12 protein-coding genes are annotated in these 17584 nt (G+C 73.5%); 2 read left to right on the top strand and 10 right to left on the bottom strand.

Going from position 1 to position 17584, the window contains the following annotated elements:
* The first annotated feature begins 212 nt into the window (after positions 1 to 212).
* Positions 213 to 1679: an NsdA family TPR-like regulatory protein gene (locus ACWZEH_RS08515; RefSeq protein WP_456199503.1), complete on the top strand. Its 1467-nt coding sequence runs from the start codon at positions 213 to 215 to the stop codon at positions 1677 to 1679.
* Between the two features lie 48 nt (positions 1680 to 1727).
* Here the strand turns inward: ACWZEH_RS08515 and ACWZEH_RS08510 are convergent, their stop codons facing one another.
* The 3 genes from ACWZEH_RS08510 to ACWZEH_RS08500 form a co-directional block, all read right to left on the bottom strand.
* Positions 1728 to 3122 carry an NAD(P)/FAD-dependent oxidoreductase gene (locus ACWZEH_RS08510; RefSeq protein ID WP_456197080.1) on the bottom strand — a complete coding sequence of 465 codons (1395 nt, stop codon included), beginning with the start codon at positions 3120 to 3122 and terminating at the stop codon, positions 1728 to 1730.
* Between the two features lie 213 nt (positions 3123 to 3335).
* A complete protein-coding gene (locus ACWZEH_RS08505) occupies positions 3336 to 4238 on the bottom strand; it encodes a TIGR01777 family oxidoreductase (RefSeq protein ID WP_456197079.1) in 903 nt (300 codons plus the stop codon).
* Between the two features lie 47 nt (positions 4239 to 4285).
* Positions 4286 to 5470, bottom strand: coding sequence for a MarP family serine protease (locus ACWZEH_RS08500; RefSeq protein ID WP_456197077.1), 1185 nt, complete (start codon positions 5468 to 5470; stop codon positions 4286 to 4288).
* Positions 5471 to 5658: 188 nt separating this feature from the next.
* On the opposite strand from ACWZEH_RS08500, the gene ACWZEH_RS08495 reads away from it, so the two are divergent.
* A complete protein-coding gene (locus ACWZEH_RS08495; protein ID WP_456197075.1) occupies positions 5659 to 6588 on the top strand; it encodes a peptidoglycan recognition protein family protein in 930 nt (309 codons plus the stop codon).
* On the opposite strand, the gene ACWZEH_RS08490 is transcribed toward ACWZEH_RS08495, so the two are convergent.
* The 7 genes from ACWZEH_RS08490 to ACWZEH_RS08460 form a co-directional block, all read right to left on the bottom strand.
* Positions 6555 to 7073 carry a DUF4240 domain-containing protein gene (locus ACWZEH_RS08490; RefSeq protein WP_456199501.1) on the bottom strand — a complete coding sequence of 173 codons (519 nt, stop codon included), beginning with the start codon at positions 7071 to 7073 and terminating at the stop codon, positions 6555 to 6557. The two genes, ACWZEH_RS08495 and ACWZEH_RS08490, sit on opposite strands and share 34 nt — an antisense overlap.
* A gap of 53 nt (positions 7074 to 7126) precedes the next feature.
* Positions 7127 to 8197 carry a helix-turn-helix transcriptional regulator gene (locus ACWZEH_RS08485; protein WP_456197074.1) on the bottom strand — a complete coding sequence of 357 codons (1071 nt, stop codon included), beginning with the start codon at positions 8195 to 8197 and terminating at the stop codon, positions 7127 to 7129.
* Between the two features lie 100 nt (positions 8198 to 8297).
* Positions 8298 to 11000: a pyruvate dehydrogenase (acetyl-transferring), homodimeric type gene (aceE, locus tag ACWZEH_RS08480; RefSeq protein ID WP_456197072.1), complete on the bottom strand. Its 2703-nt coding sequence runs from the start codon at positions 10998 to 11000 to the stop codon at positions 8298 to 8300.
* Positions 11001 to 11265: 265 nt separating this feature from the next.
* Entirely contained in the window at positions 11266 to 11889 is a 624-nt protein-coding gene (locus tag ACWZEH_RS08475; protein ID WP_266071999.1) for a GntR family transcriptional regulator, read from the bottom strand.
* Positions 11890 to 12319: 430 nt separating this feature from the next.
* Positions 12320 to 14161, bottom strand: coding sequence for a 2-oxoglutarate dehydrogenase, E2 component, dihydrolipoamide succinyltransferase (sucB, locus tag ACWZEH_RS08470; protein ID WP_456197070.1), 1842 nt, complete (start codon positions 14159 to 14161; stop codon positions 12320 to 12322).
* A gap of 60 nt (positions 14162 to 14221) precedes the next feature.
* Entirely contained in the window at positions 14222 to 15610 is a 1389-nt protein-coding gene (lpdA, locus tag ACWZEH_RS08465) for a dihydrolipoyl dehydrogenase (RefSeq protein WP_456197068.1), read from the bottom strand.
* A 425-nt stretch (positions 15611 to 16035) separates the two neighbouring features.
* Complete coding sequence (locus ACWZEH_RS08460; protein WP_456197066.1) at positions 16036 to 17583, bottom strand: leucyl aminopeptidase; 1548 nt, start codon at positions 17581 to 17583, stop codon at positions 16036 to 16038.
* Position 17584 lies beyond the last annotated feature (1 nt).

The following is a 17584-nucleotide window of genomic DNA, read 5'->3' as shown; positions in this document are numbered from 1 at the left end:
ATCCGCCATCCGCCGGCAGTCGTCAGCCGTCAGCCGTCAGCCGCGACGCCAATCCTCACACGATCGGATGAATGCCGGTCGAAGACTGTGATCGGATGTTCACCCTCCGCTACATTCGCGCCGTCCGGCAGGTCATAAGAGCTGCTCACGGGCTGCTCATGGGCAATCCGGGCACCACCACGTCCGCCGGAAGGCAGGAGACCGCACCGCAGATGTCGGAACGACCCGCGCAGCGCACCCCCAACCGCCAGCTCGCCGCGCTCATCGCAGAAGCGGGGTTCTCCAACGCGGGACTCGCCCGTCGCGTGGACCAGCTCGGTCTCGAACACGGGCTCGACCTGAGATACGACAAGACCTCCGTCACCCGCTGGCTGCGTGGGCAGCAGCCCAGGGGCACCACGCCCGCGCTCATCGCCGAGGTCTTCACCCGGCGCCTCGGCCGCCGGCTCACCGCCCAGGACCTCGGCCTGGACGCCTGCGCCCCCGTCTACGCGGGGCTGGAGTTCGCGGCCTCCCCCGACGAGGCCGTCGACATCGTCAGCGGCCTGTGGCGCAAGGACTCCGGCAGCCACGCCGAGCTGCGCAAGATCGCCTTCACCTCGGCGGGGCTCGTCGTACCGAGCCGGGACTGGCTCATCGGCCGGGCGGACGAGAAGGTGGCCCGTGCCGAGCCGCCGGTCCGCCTCCCCGCCCAGATCCGCCCGGCGGGCGGACCGGCGGGGCGGCAGGCCGCGTTCGGCGTCCGCCGCCGGCACGCCGCCGAACGCGGCCCCGGCCAGCGGGTCACCGGCGGCGACATCGCCGCCCTGCGCTCGGTCGGCGAGCTGTTCCGCACCCTCGACGACGCCTACGGCGGCGGCCACGCCCGCCAGGCGCTGGTGCGCTACCTGGAGCACGAGTGCGAGCCGATGCTGCGCGGCAGCTACGGCGAACAGACCGGCCGCCGCCTGTTCGCCGCCGTCGCCGACCTGACCCGGCTGGCCGGCTGGACGTCGTACGACATCGGCGCGCACGGGCTCGCCCAACGCTACTTCGTCCAGGCACTCCGCCTCTCCCAGGCGGCCGCCGACCGGGCCTACGGCGCGTACGTCCTGGTCACCATGAGCCGGCAGGCCGTCTACCTCGGCCACGGCCGGGAGGCCGTACAGCTGGCGCGAGTGGCCCAGCAGGGCGCGGGCGGCTCCACCCCGCCCCTGGTGCAGGCCCTGCTGCACGCCGTCGAGGCGCGCGGGCACGGGGTGCTCGGCGAGGTCCGGGCCTGCACCGCCGCCCTGGTACGCGCCGAACGCGCCCTGGAGAGCGCCCGGCCCGGCGACGAGGTCCCGCACTGGGTGCGCTTCTTCGACGAGGCCCAGCTCGCCGACGAGTTCGGTCACTGCCACCGGGACCTCCAGCAGTTCCGGGCCGCCGCCCAGCACGCGGAGCGCTCGCTGCAACTGCGCGCCCCCGGTTACGCCCGCAGCCGCCTGTTCTGCCGGGTCGTCCTCGCCACCGCCCGCCTCGGCCTCGGCGAACTCGACCAGGCATGTCTCCTCGCCGCCGAGGCGGCCGGCCAGGCCGCCGAGATGCGCTCGGTACGGGCGGTGGAGTACGTCCGTGACTTCGAACGCCGCCTGGAGCCCTACCGCGACGCGGCCCCGGTCCGCGTCTACCGCGACAGGATCGCGGCGTACGGCTGAGCCGGGGGCGCCGGCGGGCGGTGTGCCGGGCACCGCCCGCCGGGACGGTCAGGCCGCTCGGGCCGTGGGGAGGGGGTCGGCCGTGTGCAGGGGGCGGTCCGCGCCCAGGTCCGCCAGGATCGCGGCCGAGGCGCGGCGGCCCGAGTGCAGGGCGCCCTGCACGGTGCTGGTGTCGCGGTGGTCGCCGCACACGTACAGGCCCGCCAGCAGCCGTACCGGGCGGCGCAGATCGTGCGGTGGAGGCGTCGCCGGCACGGCGTCGGCGGTGTGGTGGACCGCCAGGGTCTGCCAGCGGGCCGTCGACACGCCGTACAGCCTGGACAGGTGCACGCGCACGCCCGTGTCGACCTGCGCCCCGGGCGGGCCCAGGACCGTGGACGACACCAGCGCGCGGCCGGCCGGGGCCCGGGACGGGTCGACCCGGCTGATCACCGCCGTGTGCGCCACCGGGCCGCCCCGGTCGGCGTCCAGGAGCAGCGAGGCCCCGGTCTGCGGCGGCTCGTCGGTCGCGTGGTGCACCACGGTCACCGGGTGGAAGTCCGGCACCCGCAGGCCCGGCAGCAGCTGCGCGGCGGCGCGCGCGTCCGTCGCGATCAGCACCGCGCGGCAGCGGAACTCGCCGTGCTCGGCGGTGGTCACCGACGTCGTCGAGACGGAGGTGACCCGGACGCCGGTGTGCAGCGTGCCCGGTGGCAGGCCCCGGGCCAGCAGTTCCGGGAGTGCCTCCGCGCCGCCCTCCGGCAGACACAGCCGCCCGGCCGCGAAGGCGCGCAGCGCGAGATCCGCGCACCGGCTGGAGGTGGTGAGGTCCGGGTCGCACAACAGCGCGGTGAGCAGCGGACGGAGGAAGCCGTCGACGGTACGGGTCGGCAGGCCGCGGGCCACCAGCGCCTCGGCGGCGGTCGACTCCGGCCGGGCCAGAAGCCGTTCCACCGGTGTGCCCGCGAGCCGGGTGAACGCGGCACCCAGCCGGGCCTGGTCGACGGCGGTGCCCAGCGGGGCACCGGTCCGGCTCCGGGGAGCGGACACCTGCCGTCCGGGGACGGCCGCCGGCCTCCTGGGCGCCGCCCCCACCCGGGGGGCGCTCGCGAGGGCGCGTACCGCATGGAGTGCGCCCCTCGCCCCCCTCGCGCCGGTGGGTATGCCCGCGCGGTGGTGCCGTCCGTCGCTGTGCAGCAGGACCCCGGGCGCGAACGGGCGCAGCACGAGCCCGTCCAGGCCCGCGGCCGGCCGCAGTTCGGGATACGCCGTGGACAGCAACCGCCCGGTTCTGTCGAGCCGGAAGCCGTCGACCTTCTCCGTGGCCATCCGGCCGCCCACCGTGGGGGCGGCCTCCAGGACCACGGTGGTGACTCCTGCGCTGGTCAGTCGTCGCGCCGCGGAGAGTCCGGCGGTTCCGGCCCCCACGACGACGACGTCCGCCCGGTACGTGGGCTCAAGCACGTGCCCCTCCTCGAGGTTGCGCGGACGCTGGAGACGTCATGCCCCCAACAGGCCCCAGGAATACCCGAGTTCTGCTCGAGGTTAGGTCCGGGAAGGCGTGTGGGGAGTCGCGCATCGACAGGGGCACGGGCGCACGGCGGTCGCATGCGCCCTTTGGGCGTGCCCCTCACGGTCACCGAGGGTGCCCCGCGCGCCGGCCGCCGCCCCGCCCCGTCACAGTGCCGCGCGGATCGACCCCTCGATGTCCGGGAACGCGAACCGGAACCCCGACTCCAGCAGCCGCGTCGGCAGCACCCGGGCGCTGCCCAGCACGTCCTGGGCCATCTCGCCGAGCACCGTCCGCAGCACCGGCGCCGGTACCGCGAACACCGCCGGCCGGCGCAGCACGCGCCCCATCGCCTCGGTGATCTCACGGTTGGTCGCCGGGTGCGGCGCGGTCAGGTTGAACGGCCCGGACAGCCCCTCGGTGTCGAGCAGGTGGCGCAGGGCGGCCACCTCGTCGTGCAGGGCGATGTACGACCAGTACTGGCGCCCGTCACCCAGCCGCCCGCCCAGCCCGGCCCGGAACAGCGGGAAGAGCCTGCCCCACGCCCCGCCCCCGCGGGCCACCACGAGCCCGGTCCGGGCGAACGCCGTCCGCACCCCCGCCTCCCGGACCGGTGCCGCGGCGGCCTCCCACTCGACGCACAGCTCCGGCAGGAAACCCGAGCCCGCCGGCGCGCTCTCGTCGACCGTCCGGTCACCGGTCTCGCCGTAGTAGCCGATCGCGCTGCCGTTCACGAACACCCGCGGCCGTACGTCCTGCTCCAGCCCGGCGACCGCCTCGGCGAGCGCCGCGGTGCCCCGCACCCGGCCGGTGCGGATCCGCTCCTTGTACTCGGGTGTCCAGCGGCGGTCGCCCACCCCGGCACCGGCGAGATTGACCACGGCGTCGCACCCGGCGAGCCCGGCCGCGTCCACGGACCCCCGCTCCGGGTCCCACCGCACCTCGTCCTCCGTGCGGGGCGTCCTGCGCACCAGGCGCACCACCGTGTGCCCGTCGGTGGTCAGGGACCGTACGAGCGCGCCGCCGATGAGGCCGGACGCACCGGCCACCGCGATTCGGGAAGATTCCATGGTCCCATCCTGCCCCGCGGCCCGGACGTCACGGCGGACCCGCCGCCCTACGACGTCACGAGCTCCCCGGTGCCGACCGGCGCCGTCGCGCCGGCCGCGCGCTCCGCGTCCTCGGAGACCTCGGCCGCGGTCAGGACGTAGCCGGTCTCCGTGTCCGAGGTGGACCGGGCGAACACCACGCCGAACACCCGCCCGTCGGTGGTCAGCAGCGGTCCGCCGGAGTTGCCGGGGCGCACGGTGGAGCGGACGGAGTAGATCTCGCGGGTGACGACCCGGTCGCCGTAGATGTTCTGCCCCCTCGCCTGCACCCGGTTAGCGACCGTCGCCGCCTGGAGGTTCAGGTCGCCGTCCTGCGGATAGCCCGCGACGACCGCCGAGTCGCCGCGGTCGGCGTCCTCGACGAACCGCAGGACGGGTGCCCGCAGTCCGGGCACGTACAGCACGGCCACGTCCTTCTGCGGGTCGAACAGCACCACCCGGGCCTCGTAGGCCCGCCCGACGCCGCCGACCCGCACGGTCGGCTCGTCGATGCCCGCGACCACGTGGGCGTTGGTCATCACGCGCTCCGTCGCGTACACGAAGCCGCTGCCCTCGCGGCCCTGGAGACCCGCGACCCCCTCGACCTTCACGGTGCTCCGCTGGGCGGCCCGGGTGGCGGCCGCGGTGACGCTGTCGCCGGAGGGCTCGGCGACCTCGGCCGTCGACTCGTTCTCGAACGGGTTGAAGACCTGTGGGAAGCCCGCCTCGGTCAGCGCCGAGGTGGCCCGCGAGAACCACGCGGGGGTGGTGTCCGGCATCACCTCGTGGACCGCGCCGAGCAGCCGCGAGTCCCGGATCGCGGAGGTGATCAGCGGGGACGAGGAGGCGCCGAGGACGGACGCGAGCACCCAGGCCACGACCAGCACGGCCACCGAGTTGGCCACCGCCCCGCCGACCCCGTCCGCCACCCGCAGCGGCCCCCGGTCCAGCTCCCGCCGCAGCCTGAGCGCCAGCCGGCCCGCCACTTCATGACCCACGGCCGCCGGCAGCAGCACCGTGAGCAGGGCCGTCACCGTCGCCCCGGTCGTCCCCGGGGTCACCAGGTCCATGACCCAGGGCAGAATCCACACGCCGACGACCGCACCGCCCACGAAACCGGCCAGCGACACGCAGCCGGCCAGCAGGCCGCGCCGGTAGCCGGACGCCGCGTAGGCCATGACGACCAGCAACAGCAGGATGTCGAGCAGGTCCACGCACGCCGCCTTCCTCTCGGGCCCTCTCATACGTGGGGGAGGGGCCCGGTGATCAGCCACACGCGGGTGACCACCGGGAAGCGGCCGTACGCGTGTGTACCCGGAAGAACGCCGGGGACCCGGACGATGGTTCCACCGGTCGGCGCGGCCACGTCGCGGGGCGGCCCGACCCGACCCACAGTGAAGGCATGCGTGCCCTCACGAGACCAGGGGGAGCGCGGCTGCGCCGTGCTCCCCGGATACCCGGCGGCCCCGGCCTCGCGGGCCTGCCCAGAGCCGTCAAAGTACTGCTCGGCTGTCTGCCGGGCGTCGCCGCGGCGGTCGCCCTGGTGCTGTGCGCGTACGGTGTCGAACGGGCCGCGGAGCCCTCGTCCGCCGCCCCCGTCACCGCCCGCAAGGCGGCCGCCCACACGGCACCCAGGCCGCCCATCGTGTCGAGAACGGCCTGGGTGGGCGACGCCGGCCGCGAACAGCCGCCCCCGCGCTACGACGACGAGGTCGTCGCCGTCTTCGTCCACCACACCGACTCGCCCAACGACTACGACTGCGCCGAGGCTCCCACCAACATCCGCAACGTCTACGAGGGCCAGACCAACGCCCGGGAGTGGGACGACATCGGCTACAACTTCGTCGTCGACCGGTGCGGCACCATCTACGAAGGCCGTGCCGGCGGCACCGACCGTCCCGTCACCGGCGCCCACACCCAGGGCTTCAACCACCGCAGCACGGGCGTCGCCGCGCTCGGCACCTTCACCGCCGGGGTGCCCGTGCCGCCCGCGATGGAGCGCGCGATCGCCGAGCTGGCCGCCTGGAAGCTCGGCCTGTCCGGCACCGACCCGCGATCCGACGTCCGGCTGGTCTCCAGCAACGGCCGCAGCAGGTACGCGGCCGGCACCACCGCCATGCTGCCCGCCCTCGCGGGTCACAGCGACGGCTTCATGACCAGCTGCCCGGGCGCCGCCCTGCACGCCCGCCTGCCGAGGATCAGGGAGATGGCGGCGGAGCTCCAGGGCCGCTGGCCGGACGCCGGACACCGGCAGGAGAAGCAGCAGGAAGAGGCACAGGAGAAGGCACAGGACCGGGCTCAGGGCCTGAACCGGTCCCAGAGCCGGGGATAGCGTTCGGCGAGCCGGGAGTCGTTCTCGAAGTCGACGGGCGTGCCCTCGGGTTCGGCCGGGCCCGCGGGGAGCTCCAGGCCGGGGGCCACGGTGCCGGTGAGCTGCTCGTACGCCTCGTCCGCCGCGTAGCCGAGCTCCTCGCCGTCGCCGTCGATCTCCTCGTCGAAGTCGTCCAGCAGCTCGGCCAGGGAGTCCGGGTCGTGCAGCGCGCCCTCGAAGACCTCACGGCCCTGGCCGATCAGCCAGCACCGGAAGAAGTCGAAGGCGTCGTCGCTCGCCCCGTCGAGGAGCACCCAGGCGGCGCCCCACAGGTCCCAGCGGTAGGCGCGGTGGTAGCGGGACTCGAAGTGCCGGGCGAAGTCGAGGACCGCCTCCGGGTCCAGCCGCGCGAGCCGCTCCACGAGCAGGTCGGCCTGCTCCTCCGGGTCGCCCTCGGCGTCCTCGCGGGCGGTGTCGACCAGCTCCCAGAACTCCGTCTCGTCCATCACGCGTCAAGCATCGGCCCTGGAACCTTCGGACGCACCCCGGATCACGCGGATCACTCCGGCCCGTACAGCAGGGCCAGCCGCAGGGCCTGAGCGGCGAACCGCTTCCGCAGCGACGCCGGCGCCAGGACCTCCACCTCGGGGCCCAGCGCCGTCAGCTGGGCGCGGGCGACCTCCTCGGACTCCACCGGCAGGGTCACCGTCACCCATCCGTCGCCGTCGGCCCCGGTCCCGGCCGCCTCGGCCAGCGCCTCCCGCGCGGCCGCCGGATCCACGGCGTGCGGCAGCGCGCGCATCCCCTCGGGCGACAGCCGTACCACCACCTCCGCCCGCAGGATCGAGCGCGCGAACTGCTCCGCCCGCTCCTCCCAGAACGCGGGCAGGCCGAACTCCGGGTCTCGCTCGAAGCGTTCCGCGCCCGCCCCGCGCACCGCCCCCGCCGCGTCCACTTCCCGGACCGGTTCCACCGCGGTGAACCGGTCGATCCGGTACACCCGGTACACCCGGTACACCCGGCGGAGCCCGGGCCCCACCGCTGTCCGCCCCGGCCCCTCCTGCGACGGCACCCGCGCGCACAGGTACCAGACACCCGCCTTGAGCACGAGCCCGTACGGCTCCAGCTCCCGCTCCACCTCGGCGTCCCCGCGCCGGTAGCGCGCGACGACCCGGCGGTCGTCCCACACCGCGTCCGCCACGGCCGGCAGCAGCTCGGGCGCCGGCACCTCGCGGAACCAGTTCGGGGCGTCCAGGTGGAAGCGCTGGGCCGCCGTCCGCGGCGCGTCCCGCAGGGACGGCAGCAGCGCCGCCGACACCTTCAGCCGGGCCGCGGAGGCCGTGTCCTCCAGCCCCATCTCGCGCAGCGCGCCCGGCACCCCGGACAGGAACAGCGCCTCCGCCTCACCGCGGGCCAGCCCCGTCAGCCTGGTCCGGTAACCGCCGACCAGCCTGTACCCGCCGGTCCGCCCCCGGTCCGCGTACACCGGCACCCCGGCCTCGGACAGGGCCTGCGCGTCCCGGGTGACGGTCCGCTCCGACACCTCCAGCTCGCGCGCCAGCTCGGCGGCGGTCATGGAGGGCCGGGACTGGAGCAGCAGCACCATCTTGATCAGCCGGGCAGCACGCATGGCGCCCATGATGCAGCAGGAGGCCCCCGCCGCAGCGGGGGCCTCCTGCCGTCGGGCCCGAAGACCCCAGGTCCTACAGGTCCTACAGGTCCTACAGGTCCTACAGGCCGTACCTCTCGCGCGCTTCCTTCACGGCCGTCACCTGTACCTCGCCGCGCCGGGCGAGCTGCGCCAGCGCCGCGACGACGACGGACTCGGCGTCGACCCCGAAGTGACGGCGGGCCGCCTCACGGGTCTCGGAGAGGCCGAAGCCGTCGGCACCCAGCGAGGTGTAGTCCTGCTCGACCCACTGCGCGATCTGGTCGGGGACCTGGCGCATGTAGTCGGAGACCGCCAGCACCGGACCCTCGGCGCCCTGGAGCGCCTGCCGGACGTACGGCACCCGCTCCTCGCCGCGCAGCAGCGCCTCGTCCGCCTCCATGGCGTCCCGGCGCAGCTCGGTCCACGACGTCGCCGACCACACGTCGGCCGCCACACCCCACTCCTCGGCGAGCATCCGCTGCGCCTTCAGCGCCCAGTGGATCGCCGTACCGGAACCGAGCAGCTGGATCCGCGCCGCGTCGGCCGCGGGGGTGAGCCCGGCCGACTCCGCCGTGTTGAAGCGGTACAGGCCCTTGAGGATGCCCTCGTCGATCCCGTCGGCCGACGGCTTGGCCGGCTGCGGGAGCGGCTCGTTGTAGACCGTCAGGTAGTAGAAGACGTTCTGGTCCTCGTCCGGGGCCGCCTCGCCGTACATCCGGCGCAGACCGTCCTTGACGATGGTGGCGATCTCGTACGCGAAGGCCGGGTCGTAGCTCAGCGCGGCCGGGTTGGTCGCCGCGATGACCGGCGAGTGGCCGTCGGCGTGCTGGAGGCCCTCACCGGTGAGCGTGGTGCGGCCGGCGGTGGCGCCGACGAGGAAACCGCGGCCGAGCTGGTCGCCGAGCTGCCACATCTGGTCGGCCGTGCGCTGCCAGCCGAACATCGAGTAGAAGATGTAGAACGGGATCATCGCCTCGCCGTGCGTCGCGTACGACGTGGAGGCGGCGATGAAGTCGGCCATGGAACCGGCCTCGGTGATCCCCTCGTTGAGGATCTGGCCGTTCTCGGCCTCCTTGTAGTACATCAGCTGGTCGCGGTCGACCGGCTCGTACGTCTGGCCCTTGGGCGAGTAGATGCCCAGTGACGGGAAGAGCGACTCCATGCCGAAGGTGCGCGCCTCGTCGGGGACGATCGGCACCCAGCGCTTGCCGGTCTCCTTGTCGCGGACCAGGTCCTTGACCAGGCGGACGAACGCCATGGTGGTGGCCACGTTCTGCGAGCCGGAGCCCTTGTCGAAGGCGGCGAACGCCTTGTCCGCCGGGGCCGGCAGCGGGGCGACGGGGTGCACGCGGCGGGCCGGGGCCGGACCGCCGAGGGCCGCGCGCCGCTCCTGGAGGTAACGGACCTCGGGGGAGTCGGCGCCCGGGTGGCCGTAGGGGACCACGCCGTCGACGAAGTCGCTGTCCTTGATCGGCAGTTCGAGGCGGTCGCGCATCGCCTTGAACTCGTCCACCGACAGCTTCTTCATCTGGTGGTTGGCGTTCTTCGACGCGAAGCCCTCGCCGAGCGTGTGGCCCTTGACCGTCTGGGCCAGGATCACGGTCGGCGCGCCCGTGTGGGAGAGCGCGGCGCGGTAGGCGGCGTAGACCTTGCGGGCCTCGTGGCCGCCGCGCGAGAGGTGGAAGCACTCGAGGATCTTGTCGTCGCTCAGCAGCTTCGCCATCTCGACGAGCGCCGGGTCCTTGCCGAAGAAGTCCTCGCGGATGTAGGCGGCGTCGCGGGTCTGGTACGTCTGGACCTGCGCGTCGGGCACCTCGCGCAGGCGGCGGACCAGCGCGCCGGTGGTGTCCAGCCGGAACAGCTCGTCCCAGGCGGTGCCCCACAGGCTCTTGACCACGTTCCAGCCGGCGCCGCGGAACTGGGCCTCCAGCTCCTGCACGATCTTGAAGTTGGCGCGGACCGGGCCGTCGAGCCGCTGCAGGTTGCAGTTGATGACGAAGGTCAGGTTGTCCAGGCCCTCGCGGGAGGCGAGGGTGAGCGCGGTGGTGGACTCCGGCTCGTCCATCTCGCCGTCGCCGAGGAACGCCCACACGTGGGAGTTCGACAGGTCCTTGATGCCGCGGCTGGTCAGATAGCGGTTGAAGCGCGCCTGGTAGACCGCGGAGATCGGACCGAGGCCCATCGAGACCGTGGGGAACTCCCACAGCCACGGCAGGCGTCGCGGGTGCGGGTAGGACGGCAGTCCGTCACCGCCGGCCTCGCGGCGGAAGTTGTCGAGGTGCGCCTCGGTCAGCCTGCCGTCGAGGAAGGCACGGGCGTAGATGCCGGGGGAGGCGTGGCCCTGGATGTAGAGCTGGTCGCCGGAGCCGTCACCCTCCTTGCCGCGGAAGAAGTGGTTGAAGCCGGTCTCGTAGAGCCAGGCCGCGGAGGCGAAGGTGGCGATGTGGCCGCCGACGCCGTACTTGCTGCCGCGGGTCACCATCGCCGCCGCGTTCCAGCGGTTCCACGCGGTGATGCGGGACTCCATCGCCTCGTCGCCGTCCACGGCGGGCTCGGCGGCGGTGGGGATGGTGTTGACGTAGTCGGTCTCGAGGAGCTGCGGCAGCGCCACGCCGGCGCCCTCGGCGCGCTCCAGCGTACGGCGCATCAGGTACGCGGCCCGGTGCGGTCCGGCGGCCTGGGCGACGGCGTCGAGGGAGGCCTGCCATTCGGCGGTCTCCTCGGGGTCGCGGTCCGGGAGCTGGTCCAGCTCGCTCGGCTGGATGGCCTTGGGGTCGGTCATGTCGCCGCCTTCCTCAGTCGAAGGGGGTTCCCTCATCGGTAAGGGTTCGGGGTGCCCTTGGTCTTTGGCAGGACAGGGCTGGGGCTCTGGTGGAGACCCCGCAGGTGACCATAACCCGCTGATCGATGATCGATCAAAGGGTTCAGGTGAAAATCTCTTGATTTCAAGAAAGTCGGCACGCGGTGCCCGGGCAAGTGGCACCGAGTGACGCGGAAAGGGGTGTTTTCGCAGGTGAGCAAGGGTCTTCGCGGATCCCGTGCCGGGCTCACGCCCGGGGCGCGCACCCCAGCACATGGGCCTTCACGATCTCCGCGATCCGGGGGTCACGGCGGCGGAACGCGGCCACCAGGTCCTGGTGCTCCTCCGCGTACGACTGCTGGACCGTGCCCAGCCAGCGGATGGACAGGGCGGTGAAGACCTCGATGCCCAGGCCCTCCCAGGTGTGCAGCAGCACGGAGTTGCCGGCCGCGCGGACCAGCTCGCGGTGGAAGGCGACCGTGTGCCGCACCTGGCCCGTGCCGTCGGCGACCCGGTCGGCCTCGTACAGCGCGGCGACGTGCGGCTCCAGCGCCGAGCAGTCCTCCGCCAGCCGCTCCGCCGCCAGTTCCGCGGCGATCGCCTCGAGACCGGCCCGCACCGGGTAGCTCTCCTCCAGGTCGGTGGCCGAGAGGTTCCGCACCCGGACGCCCTTGTTGGGCGCCGACTCGATCAGCCGCAGCGACTCCAGCTCGCGCAGCGCCTCCCGCACCGGCGTCTGACTGACCTCGAGCTCCGTCGCGATCCGTCGCTCCACGATCCGCTCGCCCGGCTGCCAGCGCCCGCTGATGATCCCTTCCAGGATGTGCTCGCGGATCTGCTCGCGCAGCGAGTGGACGACGGGCGCGGTCATGAGGGCTCCTTGAACAGGACTCGTGAATCCGAGACAGCCGCCCGGCGGGCCCCGTCGAGGGGCGGCGGACGGGCGACGGACAGACCCTTGAGGGCGATTGACCCTTAGACAATACGGCTGTGACACCGCCCGGGAGGGGCGCACAGGGCGCTTTCGACCAGGTGAGACGAGGCTTACACAGCGTGTACGGCCCGGCCCGCGACGGATGCGCCCGGACCCGCCCGGCCCGCGCGACGGGGCCCGCCGAGCCCGCCCCGCGGGGTCCGCGTGAACACCGGCCCCGTGTGCCAGGGCGGCTCGAGCCGCCCTGGTGCGAAGCTGCGTACCGGGTACCGGGCGCCGGCCCCGCACACGACGGTGCCCCCGCCCGGAGACTTCCGGACGGGGGCACCGGTGACCGGGGTCGGCGACCCGGTTCAGCGGCCGTGGATCACAGGCCGAGCTCGACCTCGAACTCGCCCGCCTCCAGGATCGCCTTGACCGAGCTCAGGTAACGGGCCGCGTCGGCGCCGTCCACCAGACGGTGGTCGTAGGAGAGGGTCAGGTACGTCATGTCGCGGACGCCGATGACCGTTCCCTCCTCCGTCTCGATGACGGCCGGACGCTTGACCGTGGCACCGATGCCGAGGATCGCGACCTGGCCCGGAGGCACGATGATCGTGTCGAACAGCGCGCCGCGCGAACCGGTGTTGCTGATGGTGAAGGTCCCGCCGGACAGCTCGTCCGGAGTGATCTTGCTCGCCCGGACCTTGCCCGCCAGGTCGGCCGTGGCCTTGGAGATACCGGCGATGTTGAGGTCACCGGCGTTCTTGATGACCGGGGTCATCAGGCCCTTCTCGGAGTCCACCGCGATACCGATGTGCTCGGTGTCGAAGTAGGTGATGGTCCCCTCGGCCTCGTTGATCCGGGCGTTGACGGCCGGGTGGGCCTTCAGCGCCTGGGCCGCGGCCTTGACGAAGAACGGCATCGGGGAGAGCTTGACGCCCTCACGGGCCGCGAACGCGTCCTTGGCCCGCGTACGCAGCTTCATCAGCCGCGTGACGTCGACCTCGACGACCGAGGACAGCTGCGCCTGCTCACGCAGGGCCTTGACCATGTTGTCGCCGATGACCTTGCGGATCCGCGGCATCTTCACGGTCTGACCGCGCAGCGGCGACGCCTCGAGGGCCGGGGCCCGCTTGGCGGCCGGGGCGGCCTGCTGCGCGGGAGCCTGGGCCGGAGCGGCCTTCGCGGCCTCGGCCGCGGCGACCACGTCCTGCTTGCGGATCCGGCCGCCGACGCCGGTGCCCTTGACGGTGGACAGGTCGACGCCGTGCTCGGCGGCGAGCTTGCGCACCAGCGGGGTCACGTAGGCGCCCTCGTCGGTCGGCTGGGCGGCGGCCGGAGCGGCTGCGGCCGGAGCCGCCGGCGCGGGGGCCGGGGAGGCCGGCTGCGCCGGGGCGGCCTGCGGGGCGGGAGCGGCGGGAGCCGGGGCCGGAGCGGGTGCCGGAGCGGCCTGCTGCGGAGCCGGAGCCGGAGCCGGAGCCGGAGCCGGGGCGGGCTCGGGCTGCGCCGGGGTGGGCTCGGGCTCCGGCTGCGCCGGGGCGGCCGGAGCCTGCTCGGCAGCCGCCGGAGCGGCCCCCGGAGCGCCGATGACGGCGAGCTTGGCGCCCACCTCGGCGGTCTCGTCCTCGCCGACCGTGATCTCCAGCAGCACACCCGAGGTGGGCGCCGGGATCTCGGTGTCGACCTTGTCGGTGGAGACCTCGAGCAGCGGCTCGTCGGCCTCGACGCTGTCACCGACCGACTTCAGCCAGCGGGTGACGGTGCCCTCGGTGACGGACTCGCCGAGCGCGGGCAGGACCACGTCGGTGCCCTCGGCGGAGCCGCCGCCGGTGGAGGCCTCGGCGGTGGGAGCGGGCGCCGGGGCGGCCTGCTCGGTGGACGGGGCGGCCTTGGCCGGCTCGGGAGCCGGTGCGGCGGGCTGTTCGGCCTGCGGGGCGGGCTCGGCGGGCTGTTCGGCCTGCGGGGCCTGCTCGGCCGCCGGGGCGCCGGTCCCGTCGTCGATCAGGGCCAGCTCGGCACCGACCTCGACGGTCTCGTCCTCGGCGACCTTGATGGAGGACAGCACGCCGGCGGCCGGAGAGGGGATCTCGGTGTCGACCTTGTCGGTGGAGACCTCGAGCAGCGGCTCGTCGGCCTCGACGCGCTCACCCTCGGCCTTCAGCCAGCGGGTGACAGTGCCCTCGGTGACGCTCTCGCCGAGCGCCGGAAGGGTTACGGAAACCGCCATGGTTTCGGTTGCTCCTTAGAAGTGCGGAAGTCTGTGTCGTCGCGCCCGTGACCGAAGAGGTCAGTCGTGGGAGTGGAGGGGCTTGCCCGCGAGGGCAAGGTGGGCCTCGCCGAGCGCCTCGTTCTGCGTCGGGTGGGCGTGGACCAGCTGGGCGACCTCGGCAGGCAGCGCCTCCCAGTTGTAGATCAGCTGTGCTTCGCCGACCTGCTCGCCCATACGGTCGCCGACCATGTGGACGCCGACCACCGCACCGTCCTTGACCTGGACGAGCTTGATCTCGCCCGTGGTCTTGAGGATCTTGCTCTTGCCGTTGCCCGCCAGGTTGTACTTCAGGGCGACGACCTTGTCCGCACCGTAGATCTCCTTGGCCCTGGCCTCGGTGATGCCGACGGAGGCGACCTCGGGGTGGCAGTAGGTCACCCGGGGCACGCCGTCGTAGTCGACCGGGACGGTCTTCAGACCGGCCAGCCGCTCCGCCACCAGCATGCCCTCGGCGAAGCCGACGTGCGCGAGCTGGAGCGTCGGGACGAGGTCACCGACGGCGGAAACGGTCGGGACGTTGGTCCGCATGTACTCGTCGACCAGGACGTAACCGCGGTCCATGGCGACCCCGGCCTCCTCGTAGCCGAGGCCCTGCGAGACCGGACCGCGGCCGATGGCGACGAGCAGGACCTCGGCCTCGAACTCCTTGCCGTCGGCGAGGGTGACCTTCACGCCGTCCTGGGTGTACTCGGCCTTCTGGAAGAAGGTGCCCAGGTTGAACTTGATGCCCCGCTTGCGGAACGCCCGCTCCAGCAGCTTCGAGCTGTTCTCGTCCTCGACCGGGACGAGGTGCTTGAGGCCCTCGACGATGGTCACGTCGGTGCCGAAGGACTTCCACGCGGAGGCGAACTCGACGCCGATGACGCCGCCGCCCAGCACGATCGCGGACTTCGGCACACGGTCCAGGACGAGGGCGTGGTCGGAGGAGATGATCCGGTTGCCGTCGATCTCCAGGCCCGGCAGCGACTTCGGCACGGAGCCGGTCGCCAGCAGGACGTGGCGGCCCTGGACCCGCTGACCGTTCACGTCGACGGAGGTCGGCGACGAAAGCCGGCCCTCACCCTCGATGTAGGTCACCTTGCGGGAGGCGATGAGACCCTGCAGGCCCTTGTACAGGCCCGAGATCACGTCGTCCTTGTACTTGTTGACGGCCGCCATGTCGATGCCCTCGAAGGTGGCCTTCACACCGAACTGCTCGCTCTCGCGGGCCTGGTCGGCGATCTCGCCCGCGTGCAGCAGGGCCTTGGTGGGAATGCACCCGTTGTGCAGGCAGGTACCGCCGACCTTGTCCTTCTCGATCAGGGCGACGTCCAGGCCCAGCTGCGCCCCGCGCAGGGCCGCGGCATAACCACCGCTGCCACCGCCGAGGATCACTAGGTCGAAAACAGTGCTGGCGTCGTTCGCCACGTCACGTCCTCCATGCATGTGCGCCACGCCGGTCTCCAGTGACCGGTCGGCGGCTGGTGTCCGGCCGCTCTTTTGCCTTCGGCCCTTCGGTGGGGCCCTGTCCTGCCGAGCCCTATCCTCGCACTTGTCGGCGCGGAACGGGACGCGGGGCGGCGGTGTGAGACGTCCCACGTCCGAACGCCGGGCCGCGACAGGCGTGGTGAGAACGTGCGACGCCCGGCACGACACGCCCCCGGAGGCAGGGGCGCGGCGGCGGGACCGGGCCGCCCCGGGGAGCGGAACCGGCGACCCGGAAGAGCCCGCCACGCGTCAAAGCGCCGGGCCGGCCGGCGCGGGGCGGCCGGACGCGGGCCGGGTGGACCCGCGCGCGGAGGCGGGGCCCCGTCCCGCTCGTGCACGGGGCCCCGCCGGCCGGACCGGCCGGCTCAGCCCAGTTCGCCGGCCGCCGTCTGCTCCGCGAGGCGGACCAGCGTCCGTACCGCCGAGCCCGTACCGCCCTTGGGCGTGTACCCGAAGGGGCCGCCCTCGTTGAAGGCCGGTCCCGCGATGTCGAGGTGGGCCCAGGTGATGCCCTCGCCGACGAACTCGCGCAGGAAGAGACCGGCGACGAGTCCGCCGCCCATCCGCTCGCCCATGTTCGCGATGTCGGCGACGGCCGAGTCCATCCCCTTGCGCAGGTGCTCCGGCAGCGGCATCGGCCAGGCGGGCTCGCCGACCTCCTCGGCGGCCTCCAGCACCGCGGCGCGGAAGGTGTCGTCGTTCGCCATGATGCCGAAGGTGCGGTTGCCCAGCGCCAGGACCATCGCGCCGGTCAGCGTCGCGACGTCCACGATCGCGTCCGGCTTGTCCTCCGAGGCGGCCCACAGCGCGTCCGCGAGGACCAGACGGCCCTCGGCGTCGGTGTTGAGCACCTCGACCGTCTTGCCGCTGTACATGCGCAGCACGTCACCCGGGCGGGTGGCGGAACCCGAGGGCATGTTCTCGGCCAGTGCCAGCCAGCCGGTGACGTTGACCGCGAGACCGAGGCGGGCGGCGGCGACGACCGCCGCGAACACGGCGGCGGCACCGCTCATGTCGCACTTCATCGTCTCGTTGTGCCCGGCCGGCTTCAGCGAGATGCCGCCCGAGTCGTACGTGATGCCCTTGCCGACGAAGGCGAGGTGCTTCTTCGCCTTCGCGGAGGTGTACGACAGCTTCACCAGCCGCGGGCCCGACGCCGAGCCGGCGCCCACGCCGAGGATGCCGCCGTGACCGGCCTTGGCCAGCGCCTTCTCGTCGAGCACCTGCACCTTGATGCCGTGCTCCTTGGCCGCGGTCTGGGCGACGGCGGCGAAGGCCTCGGGGTCGAGGTCGTTGGGCGGGGTGTTGACCAGGTCGCGGGCCCGGTTGAGCTCCTCGGCCACCGCGGCGGCACGCGCGACGGCCGCCTTGAACGCCTTGTCGCGGGACGGCACGCCGGCCAGCACGGCCTCGGCGAGCGGCGCCTTGCGGGCCTTCTTCCTGTCCTTGCCGCCGTTGTCGGCGGTGTTCTTGTAGGCGTCGAAGGAGTACGCGCCGAGCAGCGCGCCCTCGGCGACCGCGCCGGCGTCGGCGGCGTCCGTCATCGGGAGGGCGAAGACGGCCTTCTTGGAACCGGACAGGGCACGGGCGGCCACGCCGGCCGCCCGGCGCAGTGCCTCGGTGTCGGGGGCGGCGTCCTTCTCGGGCGGGGACCCCAGGCCCACCGCGACCACGAGCGGCGTCTTGAAGCCGGTGGGCGCGGGGAGCTTCGTCACCTCACCCTCGGCGCCGGACGCGCCGAGGGTCTCCAGGACGTCGGCGAGTCTGCCGTCGTAGGCCTTGTCCACGGCTTCGGCGCCCGGTACGACGACCGGGCCCCCGGCCGCGGACGCGGTGCCCTTGGCGACACCGATCACGATCGCGTCGGCCCGCAGGCCGGGCAACGCGGCGGTGCTGAGAGTGAGAGCAGTCACG

It is taken from the genome of Streptomyces yamdrokensis (assembly GCF_053890455.1).
Note: the sequence above shows the minus strand (reverse complement) of the source record. Positions and strands in the feature narration are given on the sequence as shown.